The following is a 6,056-nucleotide window of genomic DNA, read 5'->3' on the forward strand; positions in this document are numbered from 1 at the left end:
GCACCCTCCACGACACTGCGGCCGGGATCGCCTACCTGCACAACCTCGCCGCCACCGGCTGACACACACCAACCGGCGGCCAGTCGGCATCACCCATTTCATGGACGAGTTACGTGACAGCTTTTAGATTCACCCAATCATTCATGGCAGCCGTCAGCAGGTTTCCTGCGTTCTCCTTAGTCTCCGTAAGAGCCAGATCGATGAAGCACCGACACCTAGTAAGATCATCGCCATTCAAAGAACACAAGAGCACACCGGTTACTTGTAGGGCACGAGCAACGGCTACTAGTTCGGTGTCCATAGGCAATGGAAGTCTTGAGGCCAACTCCTGAGCGAAAGTCTTGACTACCCTGCCGGCACCGAAGAGAAATGCGACTTCGCCAGCGACGGAACCCACAAAGCCATGAATCGCATCCTTGCCATTGAAGATAGCCGAAGCCATCTCCGCCAAAAGAGTGCATTTCCTGTGACGACGACGGGAAGTCACCTGAAGCCAAGTATCTTCAGAGACATATTGATTGGCACGATGTGTGACAGCATCTTGCCATGCGCCAGAAATCACCCTGTTACACGAATTGGCAGTTTCCCGCACCCTTCGCTGGCGCTCTTCCTGCGCCCGACCGACACTCTGATTGGCGATAGCACTGCTCGGCCTTCGAGTTGGCGGTGCTTGGCGACGGGGCGGCTGAGAAGTATAGGTTCTCCTACGCGGACTTCTCGCTTTAGATGGTTTCGGCCCGGCTTCCGACATCCCCTGGTGGTGCCGACATCGTTGACCAGCCTTCTTCACCGGATTCTTGCAGAGAGTGCCGCGATCAGTTCTCGCCCGGCAGCGCGCCATGAGCGGATGATGCGACCGACCATCGATTGATCACAATGCAGAATTACACACAAACTCATCATGTGGGTCACTTCAATCAGCATTACCTCATGTGCAACTTCCGCATCCAGAGCAACAGCGCATCCCATCAAGACCGGATGATGTCCCCGAGCCCTCGAAGAAGCAGACGCCGAACCAGTAACCACCTGGATGTGAACCACCGGCACTCTGGCCCGTCACGCCCTCACCCAGCTCGTGACATGTGCCGCCGTAAGATCACGTAAGCCATCGTGAGGGGCTGTTGCTGTACTTCCATGCTGTACAGCTAGCTCTCAGCCGGGAGCATCCGCTGGCCAACGCCCCTCCGCTTGCAAGGTCGTCTTGTAGATCGCGCACTGCGATGAACTCGGCCCATAGCTCCAGTGCGCGGAACCTTCAGCACCGGGGATTGTCACATGGATGTGCCGCGTCCCTTGATCGAATATTGTCGACGATATCGACAAAGGCATCTGCGGCAATTAAAGACGTGAAAGCTTTGTCTATTTCCCCGTAGGCCATCGCGTAAGAGTTGCGGTTCGTCCCGCCCGAGACCGACGATTCAACGCAAACCATCCCACTGCCGGACCTGTGTGTCACGGCGCTCTGCGAGCACCGGGTGAAGCAGGACGCGGAACGAGCCGACGTCTGGCCGCGCTGGCAGGATCACGGGCTCGTCTTCCCGTCCCGCCTTGGCACTCCCATGAAGCCGGACAACCTCCGCCGTAGCTGGGGCCGTATCCGCGCTGCTGCGGGCCTCGGCTCGATGCGGTTGCACGACATGCGGCACACCTGCGTCTCGCTGCTCCTGGATCTCGGCGTACCGCCGCACATCGTGCGAGAGATCGTCGGACACGGCGATATTGAAGTCACGATGACGATCTACGCTCACGCGGCCTTCGACGAGAAACGCGCGGCACTTCGGAAGCTGGGGGATGCCCTCGGCTCGGGACGTTGTCGTCAGAACTGTCGTCAAAAGGCCCGGAACCGTGGTTGGTTCCGGGCCTTTGGCTGGTCACGAGAGTGGGCAGGGGCGGGGTCGAACCGCCGACCTTCCGCTTTTCAGCTATAGCAACGCTCCTGCCGGGCGGGAGTCGACCGAGGTTGGACGGTGGGTGAGGTGTGCCGCTGATCGGGGTCGTGTGCCGCTGTTGCTGTCACCGTTGCTGTCACCCGTCGGCGGTCTTCGTGAACGTCACACGCTGTGCGGTGAGGTTGGGCCGGGCCTGGTAACCAGCATCGAGCCAAACCGCTTGGGTGTGCTTCGGGTCGGTGGCCCACCAGGCTTGGTAGCTAAAAGCGCTGCGGGGGAGAGCGGCGCCGATCACCGCTGAGACCTCCGCGAACGTCATCTCGATGCGCTGGCGGCCTTCTGACCGAAGATGGCGCTCTAACCGCTCGTACTGCTCTCGCCGGACCACGGCTCCATCATGGGCGACAGGTCCTCGCCTGTCAGCCCGGTCGCGTCCCATGCCGTCTGGTTACAAGCAAGATCAGACAAGTCCAGGCATGTCCGTAAAGACCCACTGACCAGCGCCGCACCCTCCCGAACGTCCACAGGGGTCCAAGATCATCCAGGGTCGTTGCTACCACTACCGTTAGCACTCGCACCGACCGCAACCGGTCCGGGGTGCTCGTTCGCGCGAACGGCGCACAAGCTGTGACAGACAGTTTCGCGCGAACGAGTGCCCCGGCTCGCGGGGGTCCAGGGGGCGGCGCAGCCCTCTGGTTCGAGCCCGCCCAAGCGACTTCCGGCTCGCCTCCGGACCTGGTTTTGTGATCCCTCTCAGGGGCGATGAGGACCCCCGAGCCGGGCCCGGGCCGTGCCGACCCCTCAGGTTGCGAAACCCTCGTAGGGGCGATGAGGACTTCTGGATGGGTCCGGCCGGTAGGGCGCCGGCGGCTTTGTGAACCCTCGTAGGGGGCGATGAGGACTCCCCTGCGACCGAGAGACCACGCTAAGCGGGATCTGCGTTGCGAACCCTCGTAGGGGCGATGAGGACGTGAAGGAGTACGGAGAGAACGTCCGCTACTTCGCGTCGCGAACCCTCGTAGGGACGATGAGGACCCCATGGTAAAGCCGCTGGCTGGATGGCGCATGGGCGGCCGTACATGGAGCGCGATTGCAGCAAGCCTCCGGTAGTGCACGAGCCCTCGGCGTGTCGCTGAAACGATCAAGACCGATCTCGACGGCGGGCACGTCTGAAACGCCCCAGAGAGGCCCCGGTCGCTTGCACTCTCTTGAGTCGGGCTCCCTGTTCGCCAGGGGCAGCGCGAGACGGCGGGATCGGCCCGGAGAGGCCGCACGCCCGCCGTCTCGGGCTGGCCCCGGCGGCCGCGTAGCGGGCGCCTTTAAAGACGTAGAGAAAGTTCTCATCGGGCGCGAGCTGGACGTCGCTGACCTGTGGTTATGCCATGAGTCTGGTGAGGGCTCGGCGGGTTTGGTCGGCGAGGCTTACGGCTGCGCCTAGGCGGTTGTCGATGGTGAGGTGGGCAGCGTCGGGTGGGTCGTCGGGGGTGAGGGTGCTGGTGTAGGCGTCCCAGTTGGCGAGTTTCCAGGCGTCGCGGAGTTCGATGTATTCGTGCATGGTGTCGATGTCGCTGTGGACCCAGATGGAGGTCACGTCCACGCCCTTGGCCTGGCATCGGTGGGTGAGGCGTGGGAGCCAGCTCGGGTTGTTGAGCTCGGTGACGAAGGGGGCGGCCAGGATGATGGAGACGCCGCAGTCGACGTTGCCGTAGGCGGCGTTCATCAGGGAGCGGTACTCGCCGGTGGTTCACCCTGGCGTTCCGCCGCTACATCGCACGGTCGGCCGGTCTACGGGTCTCGGATCTGCGCGAGGCACTCACGGTCTCGTTCGCCAAGGTCGCCGAATACCAGCGGCGCGGCCTGGTGCACTTTCACGCCGTCATCCGCTTCGACGGACCCGGCGGCCCGACCGCCGCCCCGCCCTCCTGAGCCACCCTCGACCTCCTCAACGCGGCCGTGCACCACGCGGCCGGGGCGGTCACAGTGTCGACCCCGGCAGCGGGCGATGTCCCAGCCAAAGACCACGTGTGGGGCACACAGATCGACATCCGGCCGATCACCACCACCGGAGACCTGACCGATACCGCGGTCGCGGGCTACATCGCCAAATACGCCACCAAAGCGGCCGAATGCGTCGGCACCCTCGACCGCCGCATACGCCCCACCGATGACCCGGCCGACCTGCCCGTGTTCGGGCACGCCCGGCGGCTGATCGCCGAATGCCTGCGCTTGAGTGCGCTCGACGAATACGCGGGCCTGCGGCTGGCCGAATGGGCACACATGCTCGGCTTCCGCGGCCACTTCTCCACCAAATCCCGCCGCTACTCGGTCACCCTCGGCCGCCTCCGAGCCGACCGGATCGAACACAACCGCCGCGAACACGAGACCACCACGGGTCGCCTCCCGCTCTTCGAGGAAGACGAGGTTCTCGTTCTTTCCCACTGGCGTTACCTCGGTCAAGGGCTAACCCCAGGTGAGGCGCTCCTGACCGCTGCCCTCACCGGCAAACCCCTGCCGTTCCTGCACCCTTCTGCCCTTCCTTCAGGGAGTCCTGCGTGACCGATCTGGTTCTCACCGTCGATGAAGCGGCCGAACGGCTCCGAGTGAGCCGCTGGACGCTCTACAACCTCATCCGCACCAACCAGCTCCGCACGGTCAAGATCGGCCGCCGTCGTCTCGTCCCCGCCAACGCCCTCGCCGAATGCCTCGACCAGCTCTCGGAGGTTGCTGCCTGATGAATGCCACTGCACTCGCCTCACCTGACGAGCCGGAGCGCCGCCGATCGCGCAAAAGCAGGCGCAGGCGGGGGAACGGCGAGGGAAGCATCTGGGTCCGTAAGGACGGCCGGTACGGCTTCGCCGCGTACGTCCCCACCACGGCGGGCACGCTCAAACGGGTTCAGGGCTATGCCCGGTCGCATGAGGATGCGCGCAAGAAGCTGACGAAGCTTCTGGAGCAGGCCGACCAGGGCATCCCGGTGTCCTCCGAGAGTTGGACGGTGGCGGAGTACCTCGCGTACTGGCTGACGCAAGTCGTCCAGATCGAGCGGCGGCCGAAGACCTATCAGGGGTACGAGAGCGCGGTCCGCCGGCACCTGTTTCCTGAGCTTGGCAAGAAGCGGCTCGGAAAGCTCACGGCTCGTGACGTGCGCCTGGCCCTGACCCGCATCCGGGAGGCGTGCCAGTGCTGCTGCAACGGATGGGACGCCTCCCGCGAGGTGCCGCGCTGCTGCGCCCTCAAGGGCGGGAAGTGCTGTGAGTCCCGGCTGTCGTCGCGCATGGTTCAGTACGTTCACGCGGTCCTGCGCAACGCCCTGCAGACGGCCGTCCGCGAGGAAATCATCCCGCGCAACGTGGCTAAGCTCGTCACGGTCTCCACGCCCAAATACGGGGTCAATCGGGGGCTCACGGTCGACCAGGCGCGCGAGGTCCTCAAGGCCGCCCAGAACGAACGGCTCTACGCGCTCTACGTCCTCGCGCTCTGCCTCGGCCTGCGCCGCGGGGAGCTGCTCGGGCTGCGCTGGGAAGACGTGCGGCTCGTCGGCTGCCGGGCCTGCGGCGGGGAGGGCGGCACGCTCGACGGCGAGGCGTGCGGGCGGTGCAGAGAGAGCGGTATCGAGTCGGCGACTCTGGAAGTTGTCCAGACGCTTCAACGGGTCGGGGGAGCGCTGCGGTTCGTCCCTCCCAAGACCGATGACTCCAAGCGCACGGTCCCGCTCCCGGACCTGTGCATCACGGCTCTGTGCGAGCACCGGGTCCGCCAGGATAACGAGCGGGCGGACGCCTGGCCGAATTGGCAGGACCACGGGCTCGTCTTTCCGTCCCGCCTCGGCACCCCCATGGAGCCGGACAACCTTCGCCGTAGCTGGGGCCGTATTCGGGAAGCGGCGGGGCTGAAGTCGATGCGGTTCCACGACATGCGGCACACGTGCATCTCGCTGCTCCTGGCCCTCGGCGTCCCGCCGCACATCGTCCGGGACGTCGTCGGGCACAGCGATATCGAGGTGACCATGACGATTTACGCCCACACATCGCTCGATGACAAACGGGTGGCGCTGCGGAAGCTGGGGGATGCGCTCGGCTGAGGGCGTTGCCGTCAGGGTTGCCGTCAAAAGGCCCGGGACCGTGGTCGGTTCCGGGCCTTTTGGCTGGTTGAGAGGGTGGGCAGGGG

The 6,056-nt window shown here is 64.6% G+C and carries 6 protein-coding genes and 1 pseudogene; 4 read left to right on the forward strand and 3 right to left on the reverse strand.

All coding sequences use genetic code 11. The annotated features are described in order from the left end of the window. Positions 1-109: 109 nt before the first annotated feature. Positions 110-562, reverse strand: coding sequence for a hypothetical protein (locus ETD83_RS38340; RefSeq protein WP_138650097.1), 453 nt, complete (start codon positions 560-562; stop codon positions 110-112). A gap of 826 nt (positions 563-1,388) precedes the next feature. On the opposite strand from ETD83_RS38340, the gene ETD83_RS38345 reads away from it, so the two are divergent. Further along, positions 1,389-1,928, forward strand: coding sequence for a tyrosine-type recombinase/integrase (locus tag ETD83_RS38345; protein ID WP_230421471.1), 540 nt, complete (start codon positions 1,389-1,391; stop codon positions 1,926-1,928). A gap of 97 nt (positions 1,929-2,025) precedes the next feature. Here ETD83_RS38345 and ETD83_RS38350 read toward each other — a convergent pair whose 3' ends face one another. Both ETD83_RS38350 and ETD83_RS38355 read right to left on the reverse strand, forming a co-directional pair. Beyond that, complete coding sequence (locus tag ETD83_RS38350) at positions 2,026-2,277, reverse strand: DUF7662 domain-containing protein (protein ID WP_138650098.1); 252 nt, start codon at positions 2,275-2,277, stop codon at positions 2,026-2,028. A gap of 987 nt (positions 2,278-3,264) precedes the next feature. Further along, complete coding sequence (locus ETD83_RS38355; protein ID WP_138650099.1) at positions 3,265-3,609, reverse strand: hypothetical protein; 345 nt, start codon at positions 3,607-3,609, stop codon at positions 3,265-3,267. Positions 3,610-3,638: 29 nt separating this feature from the next. Between ETD83_RS38355 and ETD83_RS38360 the strand changes: the two are divergent. The 3 genes and pseudogenes from ETD83_RS38360 to ETD83_RS38370 all read left to right on the forward strand — a co-directional run bounded on the left by ETD83_RS38360 (position 3,639) and on the right by ETD83_RS38370 (position 5,970). Next, positions 3,639-4,445, forward strand: a pseudogene (locus tag ETD83_RS38360) (replication initiator). After that, positions 4,442-4,621 carry a helix-turn-helix domain-containing protein gene (locus tag ETD83_RS38365; RefSeq protein WP_138650100.1) on the forward strand — a complete coding sequence of 60 codons (180 nt, stop codon included), beginning with the start codon at positions 4,442-4,444 and terminating at the stop codon, positions 4,619-4,621. The pseudogene ETD83_RS38360 and the gene ETD83_RS38365 overlap by 4 nt, the downstream one beginning before the upstream one ends. After that, positions 4,621-5,970 (forward strand): tyrosine-type recombinase/integrase, encoded by a 1,350-nt coding sequence (locus ETD83_RS38370; RefSeq protein ID WP_138650101.1) that lies wholly within the window; start codon positions 4,621-4,623, stop codon positions 5,968-5,970. Before ETD83_RS38365 ends, ETD83_RS38370 begins: the two co-directional genes overlap by 1 nt. Positions 5,971-6,056 lie beyond the last annotated feature (86 nt).

The sequence above is a fragment of the Actinomadura soli genome, from assembly GCF_005889715.1.
Lineage (GTDB): Bacteria > Actinomycetota > Actinomycetes > Streptosporangiales > Streptosporangiaceae > Spirillospora > Spirillospora soli.

Bases quoted from the DNA above. Each gene is read 5' to 3' on its own strand.
- ETD83_RS38355 (WP_138650099.1), bottom strand. From the start codon at position 3,609: ATGAACGCCGCCTACGGCAACGTCGACTGCGGCGTCTCCATCATCCTG.
- ETD83_RS38370 (WP_138650101.1), top strand. From the start codon at position 4,621: ATGAATGCCACTGCACTCGCCTCACCTGACGAGCCGGAGCGCCGCCGA.